A 25,898-nucleotide genomic window follows, 5' to 3' on the forward strand; every position below is an offset into this window, starting at 1 on the left:
GGTCAGCCCGCCGCCCGGGCGCCCACCGGGTCGGTGTGGTCGGCCGGTACGACCCCGGACCACACCGCGGTCCAGCAGCCCGGGCAGCAGTACTGCCGGAACACCACGGGCGCGTCGACGTAGTCCGCCGCCGTCGCGGTGATCTGCGGTCCGGCGTCGGTCGGGGGGCCCTCGTAGCGCGCCAGCGTGAGCGCCCCGGCCGCGCCCAGCGACTCGCTGCAGTGCCGGCACGCCACGGTGTGGCCACCGTCGCGGGGCACCTCGACGAGGTTGTCGTCGAGCCTGCGCCCCGCGGTGACGTCGACCGGCCCGGCCGCCGCCGGGGCTCCGGACCGCTCCCGGCGGTGCGCGCGCCGGCGCTCCCGCTCGGCGGCGGTGGCCGCGTCGTCCACCGCCCCGTCCGCGAGCACCACGCCGTAGACGGACCGCGCGGCGTCCGCGGTGATCTTCTCCTCGCGCAGGTCGCGGGCCACCGCGGCCGGGTCGCGGGTGAGCGGGTCGCCGTACCCGCCGCCGCCCTGCCAGGTCATCGACAGCACCTCACCGGGCGCGAGGTAGCTCGACGCGTAGTTCTGGCCCGGCTCCAGCTCGTCGCTGAGCTCGGCCAGCTCCGTCGGCATCGTGCCGGCGGCCAGCAGCTCCGCGACCCGGCTGCGCCGCGCGACGACGTCGAGCCCGGTGTTGCCGGGGTGCCCGCCGGACAGCCCGGCGTTCTGCGAGACGGCCTTGCCCGCCGAGGCCAGCACCAGCCCCATCGGCAGCGACGTGCCGTGCGGGGTGATCGCCACCGAGGCGCCGACGCCGCCGCGGTGCCGCCCCGGCCCGCCGGAGTCGGGCTCCTCGCGCCGCCACAGCGTGAGCACCGGGTAGAGGAACTCGGTCATCTCGACGTCGGGGATGCGGCCCATCGGGATGCAGAACAGGCCGCCGGTGTCGATGCCGTCGGCGTGCGGGCGGGCGCCGTAGCCGCCCGCCATCGGCTCCATGATGATGTTGAGGAACGGCACCGGCTGCTCGCCGCGCTGGTCGAGCCCGGCGATGACGGCGGTGTCCCATGTGCCGCAGCAGGTGGCCTGCACGTTCTTCCCGAGCTCCAGGTCGTGGTCGAGCATCTGCGACAGGCACTCGGCCACCAGGCTGCCGGTGAGCCACGCGGGCCCGATCGGGCCGCGGCCGACCGCGGCCGGGTAGGTGGCGTTGTTGAGCGTGCCCTCCTCGGTGACGAGGTCGAAGCAGCGCATCAGCCCGCCCGCCGACCACGGGATGTCCCCGGCCAGGATCGGCAGCAGCGCCAGCATGACCCCGCCGCGCATCCCCGCGTAGGTGCAGTTCACGACGCCGGCCTGCGGGTCGGTGCCGGTGAAGTCGAACGTGAGGTGGTCGCCGGTCTTGGTCGTGGTCACCGTGATCCTGTGCAGGCCGCGGTCGCCCTCGTGGGACTGGTCCTGGTAGCCCGTCGCGGTCCACGACCCGTCGGGCAGCCCGGCGAGCTTGCCGCGCAGCCGGGACTCGGCGTCGCCCATCATCCGCTTCATCACGGCCTTGACGGTGTCGGCGCCGTACTGGGCGATCAGCGCCAGGATCCGCTCGCGGCCGACGTTGTTCGCGCCGACCTTCGCCCGCAGATCCAGCCCCACCAGCATCGGCACGCGGGAGCGCCGCACCCACAGGTCGGCGACGTCGCGCTGCAGCCGGAAGTCGCGCACCACCGTGACCGGCGGCGTCGGCAGCGACTCGGAGAACACGTCCTGCGCGGCGGGGGAGAAGGAGCCGAGCCCGACGCCGCCCAGGTCGGGCTCGTGGCAGATCGCGCTGGTCCAGGCGAACAGCTTCCCCTCGTGGAAGACCGGCTGGTAGACCATCGTGTCGTTCTGGTGCAGCCCGCCGCCGACCCACGGGTCGTTGGTGAGGAACATGTCGCCCTCGGCGATGCCGGGGTTGACCGCCCGGTGCCGCAGCGTCCAGTAGATGGCCAGGTCGACGGCGCCGACGAGCATCGGGTTGTACAGCCCGACCTGCACCTCCTGCCCGATCTCGTCGGAGACGGCGAAGTCGAAGTCGTTGGCGTCGGTGACGATCGGCGAGCCGGACATGCGCTTGAGCGCCTCGCCCATCTCGTCGGTGACCGACCACAGGCGGTGCCGCACGACCTCGTGGGTCAGCGGGTCGAGCCCGTCGACCTGCTCCTGCGTGACGGTGTGCGTGACCAGCGTCGAGGGCAGCGACGCCTGGAGCTCCGCGGGGTCGACGGGGCGGCTCGAGAAGATCTCGGAGCCGGGGATGGGCATGCTCACGACGCACTCCGGATGGTCAGGTTGCCGAGACGGTCGACGGTGCCGGTGTGCCCGGCCGGGATCACCACGGTGGTGGTGGGGACCTCCACGATCGCGGGGCCCGCGAGGACGTGGCCCGAGCGGAGCCGCCGGTAGTCGTAGACGGCCGTGTCGACGTACCCGGCGGCGGCGTCGAGGCACACCGGGCGGGTGCCGTCCCGTGCCTCGGCGGGATCGGCGGAGCCGGCGGCGGGCACCTCGGGCAGCGCCGGGGAGAACGGCAGCGCGCCGACCCCGCGCACCCGGAAGGTGATGGCCTGGATCCCGGCCTCGCGGAACCCGGCGTCGGCGCCGTAGAGCGCGGCGTAGCGCTCCTCGAACCCGGCGGCGGCCGCCTCGATCGCCGCGGTGTCCAGCGGCCCGGCGGCGACGGGGGTGGTGACCTCGGCGAGCTGCATCGTGTAGCGCATGTCGATCTCGCGGAACAGTTCGACGGTGTCGAACGCCAGCCCCTGGCGGGCCAGCCCGTCGCGCACCCGTTCCTCCAGCTCGGCGAAGTTGCGTTCCGCCCGCGCCGGGTCGAACGGGACGAACGTCGGGTCCGACAGCTCCGCGGCGAGCACGACGTCGGAGGAGGCGAGGCCGAACGCGGAGAACGCCGACGCGACCGGCCCGAGCGGGACCACGACCTCGGAGACGCCGACCTCGGCGGCGTAGCGCGCGCAGTGCGCGGGCCCGGCCCCGCCGAAGGCGTAGAGCACGAACCGGCGGGGGTCGTGCCCGGCCTCGACGACGGTCTTGCGCAGCAGGTCCCCGGTTTGGGCGTTCTGCACGGCGTGGATCGCGGCGGCGGCCTGCTCGACCGACAGCCCGAGCGGCTTCGCGATCTGCGTGTCGATCGCCTGCCGGGCGAGGTCGACCGAGAGCGCCTTCCGCCCGCCGAGCAGGCCGCGCTCGGGCAGGATCCCGAGCACCAGGTTGGCGTCGGTGTTGGTCGGCTCGGTGCCGCCGGTGCCGTAGCAGGCGGGGCCGGGCACGGCGCCCGCGCTGCGCGGGCCGACCCGCAGGTTGCCACCGCCGTCGAGCCAGGCGATCGCGCCGCCGCCGGAGCCGATCGCGTCGACCCGCAGCGTCGGGACGTTGATCGGGTGGTGGTTGATCACGGTGGTGGTGTCGCGGACGGGCTCGCCGTCGACGATCAGGCCGGCCAGGAACGTGGTGCCGCCGACGTCGGTGGAGATGATGTCGCGGTGGCCGAGCTGGCGGCCCAGCTGCACCGAGCCGACGACGCCGCCGGTGAGCACCGAGCCGACCGTGCTGATCGCGGCGGCCGGGGCCTCCGCGGCCGCCACCGCGCCGCCGTTGCTCTGCATGACCAGCAGCGGCCCGGCGAGCCCGCGCTCGCGCAGGGACGTCTCCAGCGTGCCCAGGTAGTCGCGCAGGCCGGGCCCGATCTGGGTGCTCATGATCGTGGTGGCGTTGCGGGCGAACTCCCGGATCCGGGGGCTGACCTCGCTGGAGAGCGCGACGTAGAGCTCCGGGTCCTGCTCGGCGACGAGCTCGCGCAGGCGCCGCTCGTGGACGGGGTTGCGGAAGGACCACAGCAACGAGATCGCGATGGCGCGCACGCCGTCGTCGCGCAGGGTGCGGATCGCGGCCCGGGCCTGGTCCTCGTCGAGGGCGACGACGACGCTGCCGTCGCGGTCGATCCGCTCGATGACCTCCAGCGCGTGCCGTTTGGGCAGCAGTGCGTGGTCCTTCGCCTGGCCCAGGACGTGCTGCAGCTCGTGCGGGCATCGCCCGAGGTAGCGGCCCTCCACGTTCATGATGAAGATCGAGTCGCGGTGCCCGCGGGTGGTGAGGAAGCCGACGTCGGGGACGTTGCCGGTGACCAGTGCGTTGAGCGACGAGGTGGTGCCGTGGGCGATGTGGTGGGTCTGCGCGAGCATCGTGGCGAGCGGCGTGCCGAGCTGCTCGGCGAGGCGCTCCAGCGCGTCGAGCACGCTCCGGGAGTAGTCCGGGGGAGTGGACGGCGACTTCGCGGCCACGACCGTGCCGGAGTCGTCGTCCAGCACGGCGTCGGTGAACGTGCCACCGACGTCCACCCCGATGACATAGGCCATGCCCCACGCTCCTTCGCCGGTGAGTCACTTACGCTTGCGTCGAGTATTCAACGTGGGTGACGATGGGTCAAGGATCGGACGAGGGAGGTCGGCATGCACCCACGCCGCATCGCGGTGCTCGGCGGGGGCCCGGGCGGGCTCTACGCGGCGCGCCTGCTGAGGCTGGCGCGCCCGTCGTGCGAGGTGGTCGTGCACGAGCAGGGCGCGCCGGACACGACCTTCGGCTTCGGGGTCGGCCTCGCCGCGGGCACGCAGCGGCGACTGGAGGCCGCCGACCCCGACACGCTGCGCGACATCGCCGCGACCGGGTGCCGGCACGACATGACGATGCGGGTCGGCGGGCGCACCGCGCGGGTGCGCAACGACCGGCTGATCGGCGTCGCGCGCACCGAGCTGCTCGCGATCCTGCAACGGCACGCGGAGAAGGCCGGGGTGCGCCTGGAGTTCGGGTCCCGGCTCGCCGCCGCCGACCTCGACGCCGACGTCGTCGTGGCCGCCGACGGGGTCGGCAGCGCCACCCGCGAGGCGGGCGGTTTCGGCGCCGACGTGCAGATCGGGCGCGGCCTGTTCCTGTGGTGCGGCGCCGGGTTCGCGCTGCCCGACGCCGTGTTCGCCCCGGTCGACACCGCGCACGGCACGTTCGTCACCCACGCCTACCCCTACTCGGGCGGGCACAGCACGTTCCTGATCGAGACCGACGAGCGCACGTGGCGCCGCGCCGGGTTCGACGCGACCACCGAGGCCCTGAACTCCGGCGCCACACCGCCCGACGCCTCCGACACCCGGTCACTGGAGTACCTGCAGGAGGTGTTCGCCGGGCAGCTGCGCGGGCACCCGCTGATCGGCAACCGGACGCGCTGGCAGCGGTTCCGCACGGTCCGCTGCGCGCGGTGGTCGGACGGGCGGGTGGTGCTGCTCGGCGACGCCGCGCACACCGCGCACTTCTCGATCGGCTCCGGCACGAAGCTGGCGATGGAGGACGCCATCGCGCTGGCCGAGGCGCTGACCGGGGAGAACGGCCCCGCCGAGGCGTTCGCCCGCTACGAGGCGGTCCGCCGCCCGGCGGTCGAGCGTCTCCAGGAGCTGGCCCGGCGCAGCCAGCTGTGGTGGGAGTCGTTCCCGTCCCGGACCGGGCTGCCGGTGGAGCAGCTGATGGTCGCGTACATGACCCGCGCCGGGAACGTGCCGCTCGACCGGTTCGCCGTGACCGCGCCCGAGGTCGTCGGCGCCGCGCTGGGCCAGTTCGCCGGGCTCGACGGCCCCGTCCCCGCTCTGCCGGACCTGACCGGCTGGGTACTGGACCGGCCGTTGCGGCACAGGCGGCGGACGTTCCCCGGTCGCGTACTGCCCGCCGGCGACGACCTCGGACCGACGACGCTGGAGGTCACCGCGACCGATCCGTGGGGCGGCGACGCGGACGCCCTGCTCGCCCGGGCGGCGGGCGCCGCCGGGGTGCGGCTCACCGGCCCGCCCGACCGGCCCTCCGTGCTGACCCGTCTCGACCTGGCCGAGCGGGTGCGCACGGAGACCGGCGCGGTCGTCGTGGTCCGGGCCCCCGCCGCGCTGCGCGACGACCTGGCCGCCGGTCTGGTCAGCGGCCGGGCCGACCTGGTGGAGTGGGCGTGACCGCCGGTCCGGTCGGCTACCCTGCCGACGCCGTGCGCCGCTACCGCGACGCCGGCCTGTGGGGCACCCGGACGATCGCCGTCGAGCTGCACGCCGTGGCGGCGGCGCACCCCGACCGGCCCGCCGTCGTCGCGCTGGACGGCCGGATCACCTTCCGGGAGCTCGACGGGGTGACCGACCGCATCGCGCACGGGCTGGCCGGGCTCGGCCTGCGCCCCGGGGACCCCGTGCTGTTCCAGGTGACCAACCGGCTCGGCGCCGTCGTCGCCTGGTACGCGGTGCTCAAGGCCGGGCTGGTGCCGGTCTGCACGCTGGCCCCGCACCGCGGTCACGAGATCGCGGCGATCAGCAGGCGGGTGGGGGCGGTCGCGCACCTCGTCGAGGCGGGCACGCGCGGGTTCGACCTGGTCGGGTTCGCCGTCGAGCAGGGCCGGGACCACCCGACGCTGCGCCACGTCCTCGTGCTCGGCGAGGCGGACCCGCGCGGCGTCGCGCTCGACGGGCTGGGCACCGGGGTCGACCCGGCGGACGCCCGGGCCACGGTGGAGGCGATCCAGCGCGGCCTCGACCCCGACGGCGTCGCGGCCTTCCAGCTCTCCGGCGGCACGACCGGGGTGCCCAAGGCGATCCCGCGGCGGCACGCGGAGTACTGGTACAACGCGCTGGCCTACGCCCGGTCGCTGGGCTGGACGCCCGACACGCGCGTCGCCCACCTGATCCCGGTCATCCACAACGCCGGGATCGTGTGCGCCGTGCACGCCCCGCACTCGGTGGGTGCCTGCCTCGTGCTCGGCACCGCCGACCTCGCGCGGTCGCTGCCGCTGATGGCCCGCGCGGGCGCCACGCACGTCCTGCTCGGTCACGGGCACTTCGGCGCCGTCACCGCGCCCGGCTTCGACGCCGCCGCCGCGTCGCTGACGCAGGTGGTGCTGTCGGGCACCAAGGTCCCCGCGGCGCTGTTCGAGGACCTGGAGCGGCGCGGGCTGTGGAGCGGGCAGCTGTTCGGGATGGGGGAGGGGCTGTTCCTCCTCACCCGCCCCGGGGCGTCGCGCGAGGCGCGGGCCACGACCGTCGGCACGCCGCTCTCGCCGCTGGACGAGATCCGGGTCGTCGAGCCGGGCACCGACGACGAGGTGCCCGACGGCGAGGTCGGCGAGCTGTGCTGTCGCGGGCCCTACACCCTGCGCGGCTACCTCGACGCCCCCGAGCACAACGCCAGGGCCTTCAGCGCCGACGGCTTCTACCGCACCGGCGACCTCGCCGCCGTCCGCGTGATCGACGGCGAGCGGTGCGTCAGCATCGAGGGCCGGATCAAGGACCTCATCAACCGCGGCGGGGAGAAGGTCAACGCCGAGGAGGTGGAGACGCTGCTGCTGCGCCACCCGCGGATCGAGGCGGCCGCCGTCGTCGCCATGCCGGACCCGCGCCTTGGCGAGCGCGCCTGCGCGTTCGTGGTGGTCCGGGGTGCGCCTCTGGGGCTGCTCGACGTGCAGCGCCACTTCGACGCCCTGCAGGTCGCGAAGTACAAGTGGCCCGAGCGGGTGGAGCACCTGCCCGAGCTCCCGCGCACCCTGGTCGGCAAGACCGACAAGGTGCGGCTGCAGGCCGTCGCGGCCGCTCTACGATCCCCCTCATGAGCAGTCCCCGGACCGGGAAGCCGGCCCGCGTGCCCACGGCGCGCCGCGAGCTCGTCGAGAACGAGCTGTACGAGCACGCCACGCGCCTGTTCGCCGAGCGCGGCTTCGCGGGCACCAGCCTGCAGGACATCGCCGACGCGCTGGGCATCACCCGGCCCGCGCTCTACTACTACGTGCGGAGCAAGGACGAGCTGCTCGCCAAGCTGGTCACCGAGGTCACCGACGGGCCGCTCACCGAGATCGAGGAGCTGATCTCCCGTCCCGGGCTCGACGCCGCCGACAAGCTGGCCGTGATCGTGCGCGTGATCGTCGTCCGCCGCGCGACCCAGCCCGCCCGATTCCGGCTGCTCATCCGCTCGGAGGCGGAGCTGCCCGCGGAGCTGACCGACGCCTACGACCAGAGCAGGCGCGCCGTGCTGCGGACGGTCGCCACCGTGGTGGAGGAGGGGGTGCGGGCGGGGCTGTTCCGGCCGGTCGACTCGCGGGTCGCGGCACTGGGCGTGCTCGGCATGTGCAACTGGGTGGCCTGGTGGTTCCGCCCCGACGGCCGCGACGGGGTGGACGCGGTGGCCGAGCAGCTCACCGGGATGGCGCTGGGGGCGCTGCAGCGACCCGAGGGCCGCGCCCTCGACGGCGGGGGCCCGGCGGCCGCGCTGGCCATGCTGCGCCAGGACCTCGACCACCTGGAGCGCATCCTCGACGTGTGAGTCAGCACAAGCGTCAAACTGTTGACGCTTCCGTCGATTCCCGCGTACCGTCGGGACCATGCTGGAGCACCGGGTCCAGGGCGTCGACCACGCGGCGTTCCCCACCTTCGACCCCGCGGGGACCGTCCGGTTCTACCGCGACGTCCTCGGCTTCCCGGTGGTGCACTCGATCTGCGCCGCCGGATGGGGCCCGGAGGACCACCCGGACTTCGTCCACTTCTTCTTCGACATCGGGCGGGGCGACCGGATCGCGTTCTTCTACTACTTCGGGCTGGAGCCGGTCCACGACGCCGGTCGCGGCGACGTCTACGCCCGCTTCGGGCCCGACGTCCCCGAGTTCTTCGTGCGGTCCCGGCACCTGGCGATCCACGTGCAGGACGAGGCCGACCTGCTGGAGTACCGCCGCCGCCTCGACGACAGCGCCTGGCCGGTGGAGATGCAGATCCGGCACGAGACCATCGAGTCGATCTACACCCACGACCCCAACGGCTACATGGTCGAGCTCACCCGCGCGATGCGGCCGGTCACGCCGCAGGAGGACCTCGACGCGAACCTGACGATCGACGCGCTGCTGGACGTCGTCGCGGAGCCCGATCCCACCTTCGGCAAGCTCCTGGCCCGCAAGGCCGAGCTGATCGTGGAGCGGGCCGCGGACTGGGAACCGGCCCGGTGACGGCGCTCTACGTCCTCGACGTCCCGGAGAACTCGCCGCTCGCGACGGTCGCCGCGCGGGACCCGGAGGTCCGGGTGGACCGGATCGGCCCGTACTTCGCGATCACCGCCGACGGCCCGATCGTCGTCGACCGGCGGGCCACCGGCTGCCGGCACGCGGTCTGGTACAGCGCGGTCGCCGGGGTGGCGCGCGACAGCCGGATCGTCCAGCACGACAAGGACGCGCTGCGGGTGGAGCCCGTCGCACTCCCGCCCGCGGGGGCGCCGTCGTGACGGCGGGGCCGGGCGGCTCGAGACTGGGGGCCGGGCGGTACCTCACGGCCGGGGGACGGCCGGGGTCGACGGTCACCTCGGTGCACGAGCTGACCACCGCCGACGGCGCCACCGTGCGCGGCGTGCTCGCCACGGTGCCCGGCGCCACGACGGTGGTCCATCTGATGCACCCGCGCCAGGACGTCACGCACCACCCGCTGGTCCCGCTGCTGCTCGCGGCCGGTGCCGCCGTGTGGACCCAGCACCCGCGGTCGGTGAACAACGACCTCGACCTGGTGCACGAGCAGGCGCTGCTCGACGTCGCCGCCGGGCTGGTGTTCCTGCGGGATGCCGGGTTCGCCTCGGTCGTGGTGCTGGGCAACTCCGGCGGCGGCCCGCTCTACGCCTACTACCTGGAGCAGGCCGGGCTCGCCCCGGACCGGCGGATCGCGACCACCCCCGGCGGGCGGCCCACCGGCCTGGCCGACGCCGAGCTGCCCCCCGCCGACGGCGCCGTCTTCCTCGCCCCCCATCCCGGGCAGGGCGAGCTGCTGCTGGCCTGCATCGACCCGTCGGTCGCCGACGAGTCCGACCCGCTGTCGGTCGTGCCCGAGCTCGACCCCTTCGACCCGGCCAACGGGTTCGCCGAGCCGCCGGAGAGCTCGTCGTACGCGCCGGGGTTCCTGGAGCGCTACCGCGCCGCGCAGCGCGCCCGGGTCGCCCGGATCGACGCCGTCGCCCGCGGGCACCTCGCCCGCGCCGCCGAGGCCCGCGCGGCGTTCCGCCGGACCGGGGCCGCCGCCGACCGCCGCCGCGCGATCGCCCCCCGGATCCTCACGGTGTTCCGCACCGACGCCGACCCGCGCACCGTCGACCTCTCGATCGACCCCAGCGACCGCCCGTACGGCTCGCTGTTCGGCCGCCGCCCCGACCTCATCGACTACGGCCGGGTCGGGTTCGGCCGCCTCACCACCCCGGAGGCGTGGCTGTCGACGTGGTCCGGGCTCAGCTCGCACGCGGGCTTCGTCCGCTGCGCCCCGGGGGTCACCGTGCCGACGCTGTTCGTCGAGCTCACCGGGGACCAGGCCGCGTTCCCGGCCGACTCCCGCCGCATGATCGACGCGCTCGGCGCGGCCGACCTCACCACGGCGACGGTGCGCGGGCTGCACTTCGGCGGGGCGCTGGCGCCCGGGGAGCCCACCGGCAACGAGCTCGCCGCCGCCGAGATCCTCGACTGGCTGGGATCGCGGTACGCGCTGGCCTAGGCTGGCCGAGTGATCGTCTGGCACAACCCCCGCTGCTCCAAGAGCCGCGGCGTCCTGCAGGTACTGGCCGAGGCCGGGGTGACGCCGGACGTGGTGCGCTACCTCGACACCCCGCCGACCCGGGCCGAGATCGAGGACGTGCTGCGCCTGCTCGGCACCGACGACCCGGCCGCGATCGTCCGCACCGGCGAGGCCGCCTACCGCGAGCTGGGCCTCGCCGGCGCCGACCGCGACACCCTGCTCGACGCCCTGGCCGCCCACCCCTCGTTGATCGAGCGGCCGATCGTCGTCGACGGCGACCGGGCCGTGCTGGCCCGGCCGCCGGAGCGGGTGCACGAGCTGCTCGACCGCTGATCATCCCCCGGCCAGCACCTCCCGCAGCCGCCGCGCGAACGCCTCCGGCTGCCCGGGGTAGCCGAACTCGCCGTCGAGGAAGCCGCCGTGGTGGCTGGGGAACACGGTGGCCTCCCGGCCCAGCAGCCCGGCCAGCGCCACCGAGGTGCGGCCGGTGAACACGCCCGCCGACTCCTCGCCGACCGCGACCACGACCCGGGTCGGCGCCGCGAGCAGCGCGTCGATCCGCGGGCGGTAGGCGGTGACGGGCGCGGAGCGGTCCGACAGCAGCGGGTCGTCGCGGCTGCCGTCGTCCTCGGTCGGCAGCCCGAACGCGGCCGGGTCCGGTGCCGGCGCGGCGAAGTAGTCGTCGGTGAACTCGCCCTGCCACGACGTCATCGCCATGAAGGCGGCCATCCCGGCCCCCGTGCCCTTGGCGTCGTAGGCCTCGCGGAAGCCGACCCGCGCCCGCTCGGCCGCGGCGGCGTCGGGCAGCACCTGGACCAGCGGAGGCTCGTGGGCGACCAGCGTCGTCACGTCGCCGGGGTGGGCGGCCACGAGCGCCAGCGCGGTGACCGCACCGCCGCTGCTGGCGAACAGCTCGACCGGGCCCGCGTCGAGCGCGTCGATCAGCGCGTGCAGGTCCTCGGCCTGGACCTCCGGGACGGCGTCGGTCCGGCCGTCGTGCCGCACGCTGCGGCCCAGCCCCCGCGGGTCGTAGGCGACGCAGGTGCGGTCGGGCAGCTGCGCGATCAGCGCCCGGAACCCGGTGGCGTCCATCGGCTGGCCGATCATCAGCAGCACCGGGCGGCCGTCGGCGGGCGGGAGCGGGCCGTGCACGTCGTAGGCGAGGTCGACGTCGGGGAGGCGGAGCGTGTGTGTCGTCATGCCGGGGGAGACGACGGCCGCGGCGCGGACTCATCGGTGCCGCCGGCAACTGGGCCGATCGGCCCAACTTGCCCGCCGGGCCGGTGGCCGGGACGCCCGACGGGTACCCGTCGCTCCGGACGGGTGGTGAGGGATGGCGATCGACGAGCGGGACCGCGTGCCGCGGACGCTGCGGGTGGCGGCCGCGCTGGGCTGGCGGGCGCTGGTCGTCGTGGCGGCGCTGTTCGTCGTCGGGCAGGTGCTCGGCACGCTCGCCTCGGTCGTGGTGCCGGTGGCGGTGGCGCTGCTGCTCGCGGCGCTGCTGGACCCGGCGGTCCGGTGGCTGGTGGGGCACCGGGTCCCGCGCTCGGTGGCGACGGCCACGGTGGTCGTCGGCGGGCTCGGCCTGCTGGGCGGGGTGCTGACGTTCGTCGTGATGGCCTTCGTCGACGGCGTGCCCGAGCTCACGGCCCAGCTCGTCGAGGGCATCGACACCCTCGTCGCCTGGCTCACCGACGGCCCGCTGCGGATCAGCGAGCAGCAGCTCGGCGCCGCCCAGCAGGACCTGCTGCGCCTCATCGGCGACAACCAGGGCGTGCTGACCACCGGCGCCCTCACCACCGCGGCGGCACTCGGCGAGACCGTCGCCGAGATCCTGCTCGCGGTGTTCACCCTGGTCTTCCTGCTGCACGACGGCGTGGGGATCTGGGGCTTCCTGCTGCGGGCGGTGCCCTCGGACGTGCGGACGCGGGTCGACGTCGCCGGGCGGCGCGGGCTGGCGGCGCTGGCCGGCTACACGCGGGCGACCGCGGTGGTCGCGGTGGTCGACGCCGTCGCGATCGGGATCGGGCTCGCGGTGCTCGGCGTGCCGCTGGCGGTGCCGCTGGCCGCGCTGGTCTTCCTCGGCGCGTTCGTCCCGATCATCGGGGCGGTGGTCGGGGGCGGGGCGGCGGTGCTGGTCGCGCTGGTGGCCCAGGGCCCGGTGTCGGCGCTGATCGTGCTCGCGATCATCGTCGCGGTGATGCAGCTGGAGGGCCACGTGTTGCAGCCGCTGCTGCTGGGCCGGGCGGTCCGGCTGCACCCGCTGGCCGTGGTGCTGGCCGTGGCCGCGGGCCTGGTCGTCGGGGGTATCGCGGGCGCCCTGTTCGCGGTGCCGCTGCTCGCCGTCCTCAACTCGGGGATCCGGTCGCTGCGCAGCCCGGCCGACGAGCATCTCGACCCCGCCGACGTCGACGGCAGCGAGCCGCAGGAGAGCGGCCCGCCCGAACCCGGCCACGACCGCCACCCCGACGTCGACGGCGACACCGGCCCGCCGGCGGTCGCGGCCGGGTCTACGGGGACGGCGCGGTGATCGCCAGGTGGCCGCGGACGACCTCCGCGGTGGTGGGCGCCTCGACGCGGCCCCAGGTGTCGGGCTCCCACAGCCCGGCGCGCCGCAGCGACGCCGCGCAGTGCACGAACACCGACTCGACGGTGACCCCGATCGCGGCGACCGGGCGCCTGCCCTGGTCGGCGGCACCGTCGAGAACGGCGTCGTCGACGGTGAGCACCGCACGGCCCTCGACCCGCAGGATCTCCGCCCGCCCGGGCAGCACGAACATCAGCCCGACGTGCGGGTTGGCGAGCAGGTGGTGCGCGGAGTCGAGCAGGTTGTTGCCCGCGTAGTCGGGCACGGCGAGCCGGTGCGGGTCCAGGACCCGTACGAACCCGGGTTCGCCGCCGCGCGGCGACACCGTGCACCGGCCGTCGGCGCCGGAGGTGGCCAGCAGCACGAACGGCGACGCGGCGATGAGGGCCGCCGCGCCCTCGTCGACGTGGTCGATCTTCTTGCGGGCGACGAGCTCGCTCGCCGGGCGGTAGTGCGCCGCCAGCTCCTCGGGGGTGCGCAGGACGTGCGCGAACCCGTTCACGCCGTCGCCAGCGCGGCGGCCCGACCGGCCACGCGCCCGGAGAACAGGCACCCGCCCAGGAACGTGCCCTCCAGCGAGCGGTAGCCGTGCACGCCGCCGCCGCCGAACCCGGCCACCTCGCCCGCGGCGTAGAGGCCGGGGAACGGCGAGCCGTCGGCGCGGCGGACCCGGCAGGACAGGTCGGTCTGCAGCCCGCCGAGGGTCTTGCGGGTGAGGACGTGCAGCTTGACGGCGATCAGCGGGCCGTACCGCGGGTCCAGGATCTTGTGCGGCGGGGCGGTGCGCACCAGCTTGTCGCCGCGGTAGCGCCGGGCGCCGTGGATCGCGGTGACCTGCAGGTCCTTGGTGTAGGGGTTGTCGATCTCCCGGTCGCGGGCGACGATCTGACGCTCCAGGGCGGCGGCGTCGAGCAGCGGCTCGTCGGTGAGCGCGTTCATGCCGGCCACCAGCTCGGGCAGGGTGTCGGCGACGACGAAGTCGGCCCCGTTGCGCAGGAACGCCCGCACCGGGCCGGAGACCCCGGCGCGGGCCCGGCCGAGCACGCCGCGCACGTCCTTGCCGGTGATGTCGGGGTTCTGCTCGGAGCCCGAGAGTGCGAACTCCTTGCCCGCGATCGTGTGCGTGAGCACGAACCACGAGTGGTCGTGGCCGGTGGCGGTGATCGCGCGGAGGGTGGAGAGCGTGTCGAACCCGGGGAAGTTCGGGGCACCGAGCCGCTTCCCGGTGGCGTCGAACCACAGCGACGACGGCCCGGGCAGGATCCGGATGCCGTGCCGCGCCCAGATCGGGTCCCAGTTGCGGACGCCCTCGGTGTAGTGCCACATGCGGTCGCGGTTGACGATCCGCCCGCCCGCGTCCCCGGTGATCCCCAGCATCCGGCCGTCGACGTGCTCGGGGACCCCGGAGATCATGTCCGCGGGGGGCGTGCCGAGCCGGGCGGGCCAGTTGGCCCGCACCAGGTCGTGGTCGGCCCCGATGCCGCCGCTGGTGACGACGACCGCCTGCGCGGAGAGCGCGAACGCGCCGGTCTCGACCCGGGAGCTCGCCGTGCCCCGCGGGGCGGCGCTGGGTTCGAGCACGGCGCCGTGCACGCCGATGACGGTGCCGTCGGTGACCGCGAGGCCGTCGACGCGGTGCCGGAACCGGAGCTCGACGAGCCCGCGCGCGGCCGCGTCGCGCACCCGCCGCGCGAACGGCTCCATGACGCCGGGCCCGGTGCCCCAGGTGAGGTGGAAGCGCGGCACGGAGTTGCCGTGCCCGTCGGCCAGGCCCCCGCCGCGCTCGGCCCAGCCGACCACCGGGAACCAGCGCATGCCCATCCCGTGCAGCCACGACCGCTTCTCGCCCGCGGCGAAGTCGAGGTAGGCCGTCGCCCACTGGCGGGCCCAGAAGTCCTCGCCCGCCGGGTCGTCGACGCCGCGGTCGAACCCGGCGCTGCCCAGCCAGTCCTGCAGGGCCAGCTCGGCGGAGTCCCGGATGCCCATGCGGCGCTGCTCGGGGGAGTCCACGAGGAACAGCCCGCCCAGCGACCAGAACGCCTGCCCGCCCAGGCTCGCCTCGGGTTCCTGGTCGAGCAGCAGCACCCGCCGCCCGGCGTCGGCCAGCTCCGCGGTGGCCACCAGCCCGGCCAGACCCGCCCCCACCACGATCACGTCGGCGTCCATGGTCCTCATCCTGCACCCCGCTCCCCGGCGCCGAGGTGGGTCAGGGTCTCGCGGGTGATGCCGATGCCGGGGAAGGCGGCGAGCCGGCCCAGCGGGAAGTTGCCGATCACCCGCAGCAGCTCCTCGTCCTGCAGGATCCCGGGGCCCGCGGCCGCGCGCAGCGCCGGACCGCCCACCGGGTCGGCCAACCACTCCTGCAGCGTGGAGTCCGCCGTGAGCGGCACGCGGGGGAGCGGGACGTCGACGGTGACGGTCCGGCACAGCCGCAGGTCCCGCGACGACGCCCCGACCGCGATCTCGAACTCCCCCGGCTCCAGCACCCAGCCCCCGCGCGCGGTCGACCAGAACGACAGGTCGCGGGCGCCGAGCGTGAAGGTGACCGTCCGCGACTCCCCGGGGTCCAGCGCGACCTTGGCGAACCCGCGCAGCTCGGCGGGCGGGCGCGCGACCGAGCACTCCGGGTCGCCGACGTAGAGCTGCACGACCTCGCGGCCCGCGCGGGCACCGGTGTTGGTGACGGTGGCGCCCACGGTGAGGTCGGTGCCGTCGACGTCGACGGTGAGCCCGGAGTAGCCGAACCCGGTGTAGGACAGGCCGTGGCCGAAGGGGTGCGCGACCGGCCGGTCGAGCGCGTCGAACCCGCGGTAGCCGACGAACACGCCCTCGCCGTAGCGGACGCGGCCCTCCTCACCGGGGAAGTTGAGGTGCGAGGGGGTGTCGGCCAGGCGCAGCGGGACGGTCTCGGCCAGCCGCCCGCCGGGGTCGACGGCGCCGGTCAGGACGTCGGCGAGCGCCCCGCCCCCGGCCTGCCCGCCCAGCCAGCACTCCAGCACCGCCGCCACGCGGTGCTCCCACGGGTCGGTGCGCACGACGCCGCCGTGGGCCAGCGCCACGACCACCGGCACCCCGGTGTCGGCGAGGCGCGAGAGCAGGGTCAGCTGCGCCGTGGGCAGGTCGATGTGGTCGCGGTCGAACCCCTCGGACTCCGCGGCGGCCGGCAGCCCGAGCAGCGCGACGACGACGTCGGCCCCGGTGGCCAGCGCGACGGCCTCGTCGGCCAGCAGGCGGTCCGGCGGCCCGTCGAGGGCGTAGCCGGGGGCGAACGACATCGTCGCCAGCGGCAGCGCGGCGGTGATCTCCTCGAGCGGCACGTCGAGCCGGGTGGGGTTGACCTGCGAGCTGCCCGCGCCCTGGTAGCGCGGGGTGCGGGCCAGCTCGCCGACGACGGCCACCCGCAGCGAGGGCGAGTCGTGCAGCGGCAGGACCCGGTCCTCGGGGTCGTGGCCCTCGTTCCGGAGCAGCACGATCCCGTCGGCCGCGGCCCGGCGGGCCAGCGCATGGTGGGCGTCCCAGTCGACGGCAGCAGGATCCGGGGAGGGCGGCCCGGCCCGCTCCACCAGCCGTCGCATCCGGTCGACGGCCCGGTCGAGCACGGCCTCGTCGAGCGAGCCGTCGGCGACGGCGTCGACGATCGCCCGGTCGCTGACCCCGCGGTTCGGCGGCATCTCCAGGTCCAGGCCCGCGACCAGCGCGGCGACCCGGTCGGCCACCGCGCCCCAGTCGGACACCACGACGCCGTCGAAGCCCCACTCGTCGCGCAGGACCGTGGTGAGTAGCCACCCGTGCTGCGAGGCGTAGACGCCGTTGACCTTGTTGTAGGCGCACATCACCGTCCACGGCCGGGCCCGGGTGACGACGTGCTCGAAGGCGGGCAGGTAGATCTCGCGCAGCGTCCGCTCGTCGACCTCGGCGCTGACCCGCAGCCGGTCGGTCTCCTGGTTGTTGGCCGCGAAGTGCTTCACCGAGGTGCCGACGCCGCGGCTCTGGATCCCCTCCACCAGCGCCGCGGCCAGGACGCCGGTGAGGTGCGGGTCCTCGGAGAAGTACTCGAAGTTGCGCCCGCACAGCGGGGAGCGCTTGATGTTGACGCCGGGACCCAGCACGACCCCGACGCCCTGCGCCCGCGCCTCGACGCCCAGCGCCGCACCGATCTCGCGGGCGAGCGCGGGGTCCCAGCTCGACGCCAGCGCCGCCGCGGTGGGGAAGCAGGTGGCGGGCAGGCTCCCCCCGAGGCCGACGTGGTCGCCCCCCGCGGGCTGCACGCGCAGGCCGTGCGGGCCGTCGGACACCAGGATCGACGCGACGCCCGGCACGGCGGCGGTGTGCCAGAAGTCGGCACCGAGGCACAGCGCGGCCTTCTGCTCCACGGAGAGGGTCTGCATGGGGCCAGATCATGCCCGCCGCCCCCGGGCTCCGCGACGGGCTAGGTTGCCACCGTGGACACGCAGCGAGACCGGCCCGGGACGCCGAGATGCCGGTACTGAGATCCGCGCTGGACACCGCGGGGGAGACCTACCGGGCGAACCGCGCCATCCAGCTCGACCTGCTGGATCGGGTCGCCGAGCAGCAGGCGGTCGCCGCCGCGGGCGGGGGTGCGGCCTACCAGCAACGCCACCGCGACCGGGGGCGCCTGCCGGTGCGCGAGCGCATCGAGCTGCTGCTCGACCCGGACTCGCCGTTCCTGGAGCTGTCCGCGCTGGCCGCGTGGGGCACCCCGTTCACCGTCGGGGCCTCCGTCGTCACCGGGATCGGGGTGCTGTCGGGCGTCGAGTGCGTGGTGATCGCGCACGACCCGACCGTCCGGGGCGGCGCGATGAACCCGTACTCGCTGCGCAAGACGCTGCGGGCGCTGGAGATCGCGCGGGTCAACCGGCTCCCGGTCGTCAACCTCGTCGAGTCCGGCGGCGCCGACCTGCCGTCGCAGGCCGAGCTGTTCGTGCCGGGCGGGCGGATCTTCCACGAGCTCACCGCGCTCTCGGCGGCCGGCGTGCCCACCGTCGCGCTGGTGTTCGGAAACTCCACCGCGGGCGGGGCCTACGTGCCCGGCATGTGCGACCACGCCGTGCTCGTCGACCGCCGGGCCAAGGTGTTCCTCGGCGGCCCGCCGCTGGTGAAGATGGCCACCGGGGAGGACGCCGACGACGAGTCGCTCGGCGGCGCCGACATGCACTCCCGCGTCTCGGGCCTGTCCGACCACTTCGCCGTCGACGAGCACGACGCCATCCGGATCGGGCGCGAGATCCTGACGCGGGTCAACTGGCGCAAGCTCGGCCCGGCCCCCCGCGGAGCCGCCGCGGAGCCGGTGTACGACCCCGAGGAGATCCTGGGCGTCGTCCCCGCCGATCCGAAGGTGCCCTTCGACCCGCGCGAGGTGCTGGCCCGCACCGTCGACGGCTCGGAGTTCGACGAGTACAAGCCGCTCTACGGGTCGTCGCTGGTCACCGGCTGGGCGCAGCTGCACGGCTATCCGGTGGGGGTGCTCGCCAACCACCGCGGGGTGCTGTTCGGCGAGGAGTCGAAGAAGGCCACCGAGTTCATCCTGCTGGCCAACCAGACCGACACCCCGCTGGTGTTCCTGCAGAACACCACCGGCTACATGGTGGGTACCAGCTACGAGCAGGGCGGCATCGTCAAGGACGGCGCCAAGATGATCAACGCGGTGGCCAACAGCACCGTCCCGCACCTGACGGTCAACATGGCGGGGTCCTTCGGCGCCGGCAACTACGGGATGTCCGGGCGGGCGTTCGACCCCCGGTTGATGTTCGCCTGGCCGGGCGCGAAGCTCGCCGTCATGGGGGCCGCGCAGCTGGCCGGGGTCCTGTCGATCGTCGGGCGGGCGTCGGCGGAGTCGCAGGGCAAGCCGTTCGACGAGGCCGCCGACGCCGCGCGCACCGCGGCGATCGAGGCGCAGATCGAGGCGGAGTCGCACGCGCTGTTCGTCACCGCCCGGCTCTACGACGACGGCATCATCGACCCGCGCGACACCCGCACCGTGCTGGGGATGTCGCTGTCGGCCACCCACTCGACCACCGTCGAGGGCCGTCGCGGCTTCGGCGTCTTCCGGATGTGAGCCCAGAGACGATGTGCACAGCATGATCCACAAGCTGCTGGTCGCCAACCGCGGCGAGATCGCCGTCCGGGTGTTCCGCACCGCGCGGGCGCTGGGCATCGGCTGCGTCGCGGTGTACTCCGACCCCGACGCCGACGCCCCGTTCGTCGCCGCCGCCGACGAGGCGGTGCGCCTGCCCGGCGCCGCGCCGGCCGACACCTACCTGCGCGGGGACCTCGTCCTCGACGCCGCCCGCGCCACCGGGGCCGACGCGATCCACCCCGGCTACGGGTTCCTGTCGGAGAACGCCGGGTTCGCCCGCGACTGCGCCGCGGCCGGGATCACCTTCGTCGGGCCGTCGCCCGAGGCGATCGCCGCGATGGGGTCGAAGACCGAGGCCAAGGCGCTGATGGCGGCGGCCGGGGTGCCGGTGCTCCCCGGGGCCACCGTCGGCGCGGACGACGACCTCGCCGCGCTGGGGGAGCGGGTGGGCTTCCCGCTGCTGGTCAAGGCCGCGTTCGGCGGCGGGGGGCGGGGGATGCGGGTCGTGCCCGACCCCGGCTCCCTGGAGGAGGCGGTCGCGAGCGCCCGCCGCGAGGCCGCCTCCGCGTTCGGCGACGGCACCGTGTTCCTGGAACGCCTCGTCGTCGACCCCCGTCACGTCGAGGTGCAGATCCTCGGCGACGCCCACGGCTCGCTGGTGGCGCTGTTCGAGCGGGAGTGCTCGATCCAGCGCCGGTACCAGAAGATCGTGGAGGAGGCGCCGTCGCCCGCCGTCGACGACGCGCTGCGGGCCCGGCTGTGCGCCGCCGCCGTCACCGCGGGCGAGGCGCTCGCGACGTTGGGGGCGGGGCCGTACGTGGGGGCGGGCACGGTCGAGTTCGTGCTCGACGCCGACGGGACGTTCGGGTTCCTGGAGGTCAACACCCGGCTGCAGGTGGAGCACCCGGTCACCGAGCTGGTCACCGGGCTCGACCTGGTCGAGCTGCAGCTGCGGGTGGCCGAGGGGGAGCCGTTGCCCCCCGAGGTGCACGACGCCCGGATCACCGGGCACGCGATCGAGGCGCGGCTCTACGCCGAGGACCCCTCCGCGGGGTTCCTGCCGGCCACCGGCACGCTGCACCGCGTCGCGGTGCCCGGGGACGTGCGCGTCGACACCGGGGTGGCCGACGGCTCGGTGATCGGCCCGCACTACGACCCGATGCTGGCCAAGGTGATCGCGCACGGCCCGACCCGCGCCGCGGCGGCCCGCACGCTCGCCGCCGCGCTGCACGGGGCCCGGCTGCACGGGGTCCTCACCAACCGCGAGCTGCTCGTCGGGATCCTGCGCGAGCCCGACTTCCTCGCCGGGGCCACCGACACCGGCTACCTCGACCGGCACCCCGCGGTGGCGCTCGGCGCCGACGACGCGGTCCCGGTGCACGCGGCCTGCGCCGCGCTGGCCCGCCAGGCCGCGCACCGCGCCGCCGCCCCGGTGCTGCGCGCCGTCCCGTCGGGCTGGCGCAACGTCGCGGTCGCGCCGCAGCGGGTGGCGTTCACCGTCGGTCCGCAGCGGAGCGTCGAGGTCGCCTACCGCGTCCACCGCGGCGGGGTCGAGGTCGCCGTCGACGGCGCACCGCTGGCGCTCACCGTCCACGCGGTGACGCCGGCCGCGGTCGACCTCACCGTCGACGGGGTGCGCCGCACGGTGTCGGTGCACGCCGTGGCCGGGGCCCACCACGTCGACAGCGCGCTCGGCTCGACGACGCTCGCCGAGGTCGCGCGGTTCGTCGACCCGTCCTCGGTGCAGGTACCCGGTTCGCTGCTGGCCCCGATGCCCGGCACGGTGCTGCGGGTGCTCGCCGAGCCGGGAGCCGCGGTCACCGCGGGCCGGGCGCTGGTGGTGCTGGAGGCGATGAAGATGGAGCACACGGTCGCCGCCCCCGCCGACGGGGAGCTGACCGAGCTGCACGTCGCCGCGGGCGACCAGGTCGCCACGGGCCAGGTGCTGGCCGTGGTGACCGGCGCCACGGGCTGACGGTCGGCGCCGACGGCTAGGGTCCGGGGTCAGTTCGCGAACGAGGCACGAGGAGACACCAGTGGACATCAACGGAGCTGCCGCGGTCGTGACCGGTGGGGCGTCCGGGCTCGGCCTGGCCACCACCGAGAAGCTGCTCGACGCGGGCGCGTCGGTCGTCATCCTCGACCTGCCGTCCTCGGCGGGCGCCGAGGTCGCGGAGAAGCTGGGCGACCGCGTGCGCTTCGCCCCCGGCGACGTCACCGACGAGGCTGGGGTGAGTGCCGCGCTCGACGTCGCCGCCGAGCTGGGCCCGATCCGGATGGCCGTCAACTGCGCGGGCACCGGCGACGCGATCCGCGTGCTGGGGCGCAAGGGCGTCTACCCGCTCGACAAGTTCGCCCGCATCGTGAACATCAACCTGATCGGCACGTTCAACGTCATCCGGCTCGCGGCCGAGCGCATCGCCGCCACCGAGATCGTCGACGGCGAGCGCGGCGTCATCGTCAACACCGCCTCGGTCGCGGCGTTCGACGGCCAGATCGGGCAGGCCGCGTACTCGGCGTCCAAGGGCGGCGTCGTGGGCATGACGCTGCCGATCGCGCGCGACCTGGCGAGCGCGATGATCCGCGTCGTCACCATCGCGCCGGGCCTGTTCGACACCCCGCTGCTGGCCGGGCTGCCCGAGGACGCGCGGATCTCCCTGGGCCAGCAGGTGCCGCACCCGTCGCGGCTGGGGCAGCCGGCGGAGTTCGGCGCGCTGGTCGCGCACATCGCGGCCAACCCGATGCTCAACGGCGAGGTCATCCGCCTCGACGGGGCCATCCGGATGGCCCCGCGGTGACGGGGCCGGGCGACGAGGTCCTCGTCGAGCGGCGCGGCGCCGTCCAGGTCATCACGATCAACCGGCCGCACGCGCGCAACGCGCTCGACGGCGCGGTGTCCCGGGGCATCGCCGCGGCGGTCGACGAGCTCGACGCCTCCGACGAGCTGCGGGTCGGCGTGCTCACCGGGGCCGGCGGCACGTTCTCGGCGGGCATGGACCTCAAGGCGTTCCTGCGCGGCGAGCGGCCGTGGGTCGAGGGGCGCGGCCTGTGCGGGATCACCGAGGTGCCGCCGCGCAAGCCGCTGATCGGCGCGGCCGAGGGCTGGGCGCTGGCCGGCGGGTTCGAGCTGCTGCTGGCGTGTGACCTGGTGGTGGCGTCGAGCACCGCGCGCCTCGGCGTGCCGGAGGTGAAGCGCTCGCTGGTCGCCGCGGCGGGTGGCGCGCTGCTGCTGACCCGCCGGGTGCCGCACGCGGTGGCGATGGAGATGCTGCTGACCGGCGACCCGATCGACGCCGCCCGCGCCGCGGAGATCGGCCTGGTCAACCGCGTCACCGACGAGGGCGGCGCGCTGGACGCCGCGGTGGAGCTGGCCACCGTCATCGCGGCCAACGCCCCGCTCGCCGTCGTGGCCACCAAGCGCATCGCACGGGGCAGCGCCGACTGGACCACCGCGCAGGGCTGGGCCGAGCAGGCGGCGCTGACCGCGCCGGTGTTCGCCTCGCAGGACGCCCGCGAGGGCCCCACGGCCTTCGCCGAGAAGCGCCCGCCGGTCTGGACGGGCCGCTAGCCCGCGCCGAGGCGGAAGCGGACCGTCGTTCCCGTGGGCAGGCGCTCGACCTCCACGGCGTCGGTCACCGCACGGATCATCGTCAGGCCGTGGCCGCGGTGGCCGTTGTCCGAGGGCACCGGCCGCCAGGTGCCCGAGTCGCGGACGGTCACCGCGACCGTGCCGTCCGCCGCCCGCTCCAGCGCGCACTCGACCTCCCCCGGCCGCCCTGCGGGGTAGGCGTGCTCCACCGCGTTCGCGACGGACTCGCCCAGCGCCAGCAGCAGGTCGTCGGTGACGTCGGCGGGCAGCGCGTGCCCGGCGGCCCAGCCGCGGACCGCCCCGCGCACCGGCCGGAGCTGCCCGGGCACGGCGGGCACGCGCAGGTGCAGCGCGGGCGGCAGGATCCGCGCGGCGACGACGGCGACGTCGTCGGAGGGGCGCCCGGCGGGCACGAGCCGGTCGAGCAGGTCGCCGAGCAGGGCGTCGGGGTCGCGGTGGGCCAGGGCGGCGGCGTGGTCGGCGAGCCGGGCCACCCCGTCGTCGATCACCTCGCCGCGCCGCTCGACCAGCCCGTCGGTGTAGAGCAGGACCGTCGCACCGGGGCCGGCCGCGACCCGGTTCTCCCGGTACGGCGGGCGGCCGGGCACACCGAGCACCGTGCCGGTGGGGCCCTCCAGCAACCGGACGCGCCCGTCGTCGAGCAGCAGCGGCGGGGGGTGCCCGGCGCGGGCCCAGCACAGCTCCCCGCGGGCCCGGTCCACGACGACGCAGGCCGCGGTGCTGCCCCGGGCCCCGGGGACCCGCGCGGCGAACCGGTCGAGCTGCTCCAGCACCCGGGCCGGGCCGTGCCCGTCCAGCAGGGCGCAGGCCACGGCGCTGCGCAGCTGCCCCATGACGGCGGCGGCGCCCGGCCCGTTGCCCACCACGTCCCCGACGACGACGGCGGCGCGGTGCTCGTCGAGGGCCAGCACGTCGTACCAGTCGCCGCCCGCCTGCGTCCCGGCCGCGCCCGCGAGGTAGCGCGACCCCAGGGTGAGACCCGGGAGCCGCGGGAGCTCCTGGGGGAGCAGGCTGGTCTGCAGCACCTCGGCGATGCGGTGCTCCGCCTCGTAGAGCCGTGCGTTCTCGATGGCCAGGGCCGCGCCGGTGGCGAGATCGCGCACGAACCCGACGTCCTCGGGCCGGTGGCGGCGCCCCGAGTCGGTGAAGCAGACCCGCAACGCGCCCACGACCGCGTCCCCGGCGCGCAGCGGCACCGTGATCGAGGAGACCGGGGCGAGGGCGGGCGGCACGTGCGGGTGCGGGACGAGGTGCTCGGAGAGCACGGCCCGGCCGGTGGCCAGCACGTCGGCGACGTCGGGCACCACCGCCCCGTGGCCGGGTGCCCACGCGGGGGCGGCCGCGACCTGCTGCGGCCGCCCGCCGCGCCCCGGGACGACGAGCACGGCGAGGTCGGCGATCTCCGGCACGAGCGCCTCCACCAGCAGCCGGCGGCGCAGCGCGGCGCCCCCCGCGGCGTTGAGCCGTTCCAGGACGTCGATGCGCACCCGCTGGCGGGCGGCCCGCCGCTCGGCGACCTCCCGCAGCCCGACCGAGAGCTCGTAGAGCCGGACCCGCTCCAGCGAGTTCTCGACCTGCAGGGCGACGGCCTCCAGCAGCGTCCGCTCGTCGGGCGGGAACTCCCGTTCCCCGACGAAGTGCGCGGCGATGTACCCGACCGGCTCGCCCGCCCGGTGCAGCGGGAGCACCGCCGCCGCGGCGTAGGCGGTGCCGTCGAGGAGCTCCGCGACCGCCGGGAACTCCGCGACGGTGCCGGCGCGGTCGCCGAACCAGCGGGCCCGCCCGTCCCGCACCGCGGCCGGGCCCGGCAGGTCGGCGTCGGCGGGCAGCGCCGCGTTCCGCAGCGCGACGGCGTCGGGGAAGCCGAGGGTGGCGACGCGGAACGCCCCGTCGGGGCCGAGCACCCCGACCGACGTCGCGCCCGCGTCGAGCGGGACCAGACCGGCGCCGTGCACCGCCCGCGCCACCTCGTCGAGCGTGCTGGCCGTGCCCAGGGCGGCGGTCACCGCGTGCAGCAGCTCGGCGCGGCGCAGCGCGCGGCGCTCGACGTCGTAGGCGGTCTCGGCGGCGAGGCGGTGGGAGTCGGCGGTGGCCGCGCGGAGCACGGTCCGCTCCCGCTCGCGGATCTCTGCGGCGAGCGCGGCGGTCGTCACCAGCACGACGGCGACCAGCGCCTGGACGTAGCTCAGGGCCAGCCCCGGCGACACCCCGAGGTCGGCCGCGATGCCGCGCTCGCCCGCCACCGACGCCGACGCGGCGAACGCCACCCCGAGCCCGGCGGAGGTGACCCCCGCGACGCCGAGCCGGAACGCGATCCACACCAGCAGGACGGCGACGAGGTAGGCCAGCGGCAGCGCGTGCCGGGAGACGACGGCCGCGGACCCGGCGGTCGCGAGCAGCACCAGCGCGACGGCCTCGGGGCGGCGGTGCGGCACCCGCCACACCGAGTCGGGCGAGCGGGTCGCCAGCAGCGCGCCGCCGACGACCAGTACGCCCAGGCCGTCGCCGAGCCAGATCCGCACCGCGACGTCCAGGAACCGGTCGGGGGCGACGAACAGCGCGTCGGTCGTCGCGGCCAGGACCGCCCCCAGGAGCGGGGCGACGAGCACCGGTCCGGCGACGAACCGGAACAGGTCCTCGCGCCGCTCCAGGTCCACCCGCCGGCCGCGGTGCGCGCCCAGCAGCAGGGCCCCGGCCAGCGGCTCGGCGATGTTGGCGAGCGCGAAGCCGACGCCGGCGGCCGGCCCCAGCCCGTTGACCGTGTCGAGCGCGACCTCGGCGACGAGCACCGCGGCGGCCACCGCGGGCCAGTGCCGCCGGCCGACCACCACGAACGCGGCCAGCGTGAGCCCCGCCGGGGGGAAGAACGTGCCGCCGAGCCCGAGCGCGCCGAACCAGCTGAAGGCCGCCTGGGATCCGGCCGCGTAGCCCAGGGCGACGACGACGAAGACCACCACGCCCCGTGGCGGCCGGCCGCAGGGCGGTGACATGGCGCAAGTATGGGTAGCGGCCCGGCGGTGTCAACGGC

At 75.7% G+C, this 25,898-nt stretch carries 19 protein-coding genes; 12 read left to right on the forward strand and 7 right to left on the reverse strand.

Going from position 1 to position 25,898, the window contains the following annotated elements:
• Positions 1-2: 2 nt before the first annotated feature.
• Both PHY01_RS11935 and PHY01_RS11940 read right to left on the reverse strand, forming a co-directional pair.
• Positions 3-2,294, reverse strand: coding sequence for a hydantoinase B/oxoprolinase family protein (locus tag PHY01_RS11935; protein ID WP_141278657.1), 2,292 nt, complete (start codon positions 2,292-2,294; stop codon positions 3-5).
• Positions 2,291-4,396: a hydantoinase/oxoprolinase family protein gene (locus PHY01_RS11940; RefSeq protein ID WP_141278658.1), complete on the reverse strand. Its 2,106-nt coding sequence runs from the start codon at positions 4,394-4,396 to the stop codon at positions 2,291-2,293. The genes PHY01_RS11935 and PHY01_RS11940 overlap by 4 nt, the downstream gene beginning before the upstream one ends.
• 93 nt (positions 4,397-4,489) lie before the next feature.
• On the opposite strand from PHY01_RS11940, the gene PHY01_RS11945 reads away from it, so the two are divergent.
• The 7 genes from PHY01_RS11945 to arsC are packed head-to-tail and all read left to right on the forward strand — an operon-like array spanning position 4,490 to position 10,909.
• On the forward strand, positions 4,490-6,022 hold the full coding sequence (locus PHY01_RS11945; protein ID WP_141278659.1) for an FAD-dependent monooxygenase: 1,533 nt from the start codon (positions 4,490-4,492) through the stop codon (positions 6,020-6,022).
• On the forward strand, positions 6,019-7,659 hold the full coding sequence (locus PHY01_RS11950) for a (2,3-dihydroxybenzoyl)adenylate synthase (RefSeq protein ID WP_218030119.1): 1,641 nt from the start codon (positions 6,019-6,021) through the stop codon (positions 7,657-7,659). Before PHY01_RS11945 ends, PHY01_RS11950 begins: the two co-directional genes overlap by 4 nt.
• Positions 7,656-8,366, forward strand: a complete 711-nt coding sequence (locus PHY01_RS11955) for a TetR/AcrR family transcriptional regulator (protein WP_141278661.1) — start codon at positions 7,656-7,658, stop codon at positions 8,364-8,366. Before PHY01_RS11950 ends, PHY01_RS11955 begins: the two co-directional genes overlap by 4 nt.
• A gap of 58 nt (positions 8,367-8,424) precedes the next feature.
• Positions 8,425-9,039 (forward strand): VOC family protein, encoded by a 615-nt coding sequence (locus tag PHY01_RS11960; protein ID WP_141278662.1) that lies wholly within the window; start codon positions 8,425-8,427, stop codon positions 9,037-9,039.
• Positions 9,036-9,311, forward strand: a complete 276-nt coding sequence (locus PHY01_RS11965) for a hypothetical protein (RefSeq protein WP_141278663.1) — start codon at positions 9,036-9,038, stop codon at positions 9,309-9,311. The genes PHY01_RS11960 and PHY01_RS11965 overlap by 4 nt, the downstream gene beginning before the upstream one ends.
• Positions 9,308-10,555, forward strand: a complete 1,248-nt coding sequence (locus PHY01_RS11970; protein WP_141278664.1) for an alpha/beta hydrolase — start codon at positions 9,308-9,310, stop codon at positions 10,553-10,555. Before PHY01_RS11965 ends, PHY01_RS11970 begins: the two co-directional genes overlap by 4 nt.
• Before the next feature lie 9 nt (positions 10,556-10,564).
• Positions 10,565-10,909 (forward strand): arsenate reductase (glutaredoxin), encoded by a 345-nt coding sequence (gene arsC / locus PHY01_RS11975; RefSeq protein WP_141278665.1) that lies wholly within the window; start codon positions 10,565-10,567, stop codon positions 10,907-10,909.
• Here the strand turns inward: arsC and PHY01_RS11980 are convergent, their stop codons facing one another.
• Positions 10,910-11,776: an alpha/beta fold hydrolase gene (locus PHY01_RS11980; protein ID WP_141278666.1), complete on the reverse strand. Its 867-nt coding sequence runs from the start codon at positions 11,774-11,776 to the stop codon at positions 10,910-10,912.
• Between the two features lie 133 nt (positions 11,777-11,909).
• Here PHY01_RS11980 and PHY01_RS11985 point away from each other — a divergent pair, with 133 nt between their 5' ends.
• Positions 11,910-13,106, forward strand: coding sequence for an AI-2E family transporter (locus PHY01_RS11985; RefSeq protein WP_141278667.1), 1,197 nt, complete (start codon positions 11,910-11,912; stop codon positions 13,104-13,106).
• Here PHY01_RS11985 and PHY01_RS11990 read toward each other — a convergent pair.
• The 3 genes from PHY01_RS11990 to PHY01_RS12000 are packed head-to-tail and all read right to left on the reverse strand — an operon-like array spanning position 13,087 to position 17,551.
• Complete coding sequence (locus PHY01_RS11990; protein WP_170183775.1) at positions 13,087-13,665, reverse strand: MSMEG_1061 family FMN-dependent PPOX-type flavoprotein; 579 nt, start codon at positions 13,663-13,665, stop codon at positions 13,087-13,089. The genes PHY01_RS11985 and PHY01_RS11990 overlap by 20 nt on opposite strands.
• Positions 13,662-15,329 (reverse strand): FAD-binding dehydrogenase, encoded by a 1,668-nt coding sequence (locus PHY01_RS11995; protein WP_141278669.1) that lies wholly within the window; start codon positions 15,327-15,329, stop codon positions 13,662-13,664. Before PHY01_RS11995 ends, PHY01_RS11990 begins: the two co-directional genes overlap by 4 nt.
• Positions 15,330-15,334: 5 nt before the next feature.
• A complete protein-coding gene (locus tag PHY01_RS12000) occupies positions 15,335-17,551 on the reverse strand; it encodes a glycoside hydrolase family 3 C-terminal domain-containing protein (RefSeq protein WP_141278670.1) in 2,217 nt (738 codons plus the stop codon).
• An 89-nt stretch (positions 17,552-17,640) separates the two neighbouring features.
• Here PHY01_RS12000 and PHY01_RS12005 point away from each other — a divergent pair, with 89 nt between their 5' ends.
• The 4 genes from PHY01_RS12005 to PHY01_RS12020 all read left to right on the forward strand — a co-directional run bounded on the left by PHY01_RS12005 (position 17,641) and on the right by PHY01_RS12020 (position 22,828).
• Entirely contained in the window at positions 17,641-19,239 is a 1,599-nt protein-coding gene (locus PHY01_RS12005; protein WP_141278671.1) for an acyl-CoA carboxylase subunit beta, read from the forward strand.
• A 22-nt stretch (positions 19,240-19,261) separates the two neighbouring features.
• Positions 19,262-21,235: an ATP-binding protein gene (locus tag PHY01_RS12010; protein ID WP_141278672.1), complete on the forward strand. Its 1,974-nt coding sequence runs from the start codon at positions 19,262-19,264 to the stop codon at positions 21,233-21,235.
• A gap of 61 nt (positions 21,236-21,296) precedes the next feature.
• Positions 21,297-22,058, forward strand: coding sequence for a 3-hydroxyacyl-CoA dehydrogenase (locus tag PHY01_RS12015; protein WP_141278673.1), 762 nt, complete (start codon positions 21,297-21,299; stop codon positions 22,056-22,058).
• Entirely contained in the window at positions 22,055-22,828 is a 774-nt protein-coding gene (locus PHY01_RS12020; RefSeq protein WP_141278674.1) for a crotonase/enoyl-CoA hydratase family protein, read from the forward strand. Before PHY01_RS12015 ends, PHY01_RS12020 begins: the two co-directional genes overlap by 4 nt.
• Here the strand turns inward: PHY01_RS12020 and PHY01_RS12025 are convergent.
• On the reverse strand, positions 22,825-25,860 hold the full coding sequence (locus PHY01_RS12025) for a SpoIIE family protein phosphatase (RefSeq protein ID WP_141278675.1): 3,036 nt from the start codon (positions 25,858-25,860) through the stop codon (positions 22,825-22,827). The two genes, PHY01_RS12020 and PHY01_RS12025, sit on opposite strands and share 4 nt — an antisense overlap.
• Between the last annotated feature and the right edge of the window lie 38 nt (positions 25,861-25,898).

The organism is Pseudonocardia hydrocarbonoxydans (genome assembly GCF_006539565.1).
GTDB lineage: Bacteria > Actinomycetota > Actinomycetes > Mycobacteriales > Pseudonocardiaceae > Pseudonocardia > Pseudonocardia hydrocarbonoxydans.

Coding starts and splice junctions, on each gene's coding strand:
- PHY01_RS11995 (WP_141278669.1), bottom strand. CDS start 15,329: ATGGACGCCGACGTGATCGTGGTGGGGGCGGGTCTGGCCGGGCTGGTG.
- PHY01_RS12025 (WP_141278675.1), bottom strand. CDS start 25,860: ATGTCACCGCCCTGCGGCCGGCCGCCACGGGGCGTGGTGGTCTTCGTC.
- PHY01_RS11960 (WP_141278662.1), top strand. CDS start 8,425: ATGCTGGAGCACCGGGTCCAGGGCGTCGACCACGCGGCGTTCCCCACC.
- PHY01_RS11985 (WP_141278667.1), top strand. CDS start 11,910: ATGGCGATCGACGAGCGGGACCGCGTGCCGCGGACGCTGCGGGTGGCG.
- PHY01_RS11940 (WP_141278658.1), bottom strand. CDS start 4,396: ATGGCCTATGTCATCGGGGTGGACGTCGGTGGCACGTTCACCGACGCC.
- PHY01_RS11955 (WP_141278661.1), top strand. CDS start 7,656: ATGAGCAGTCCCCGGACCGGGAAGCCGGCCCGCGTGCCCACGGCGCGC.
- PHY01_RS11945 (WP_141278659.1), top strand. CDS start 4,490: ATGCACCCACGCCGCATCGCGGTGCTCGGCGGGGGCCCGGGCGGGCTC.
- PHY01_RS12000 (WP_141278670.1), bottom strand. CDS start 17,551: ATGCAGACCCTCTCCGTGGAGCAGAAGGCCGCGCTGTGCCTCGGTGCC.
- PHY01_RS12005 (WP_141278671.1), top strand. CDS start 17,641: ATGCCGGTACTGAGATCCGCGCTGGACACCGCGGGGGAGACCTACCGG.
- PHY01_RS11980 (WP_141278666.1), bottom strand. CDS start 11,776: ATGACGACACACACGCTCCGCCTCCCCGACGTCGACCTCGCCTACGAC.
- PHY01_RS12010 (WP_141278672.1), top strand. CDS start 19,262: ATGATCCACAAGCTGCTGGTCGCCAACCGCGGCGAGATCGCCGTCCGG.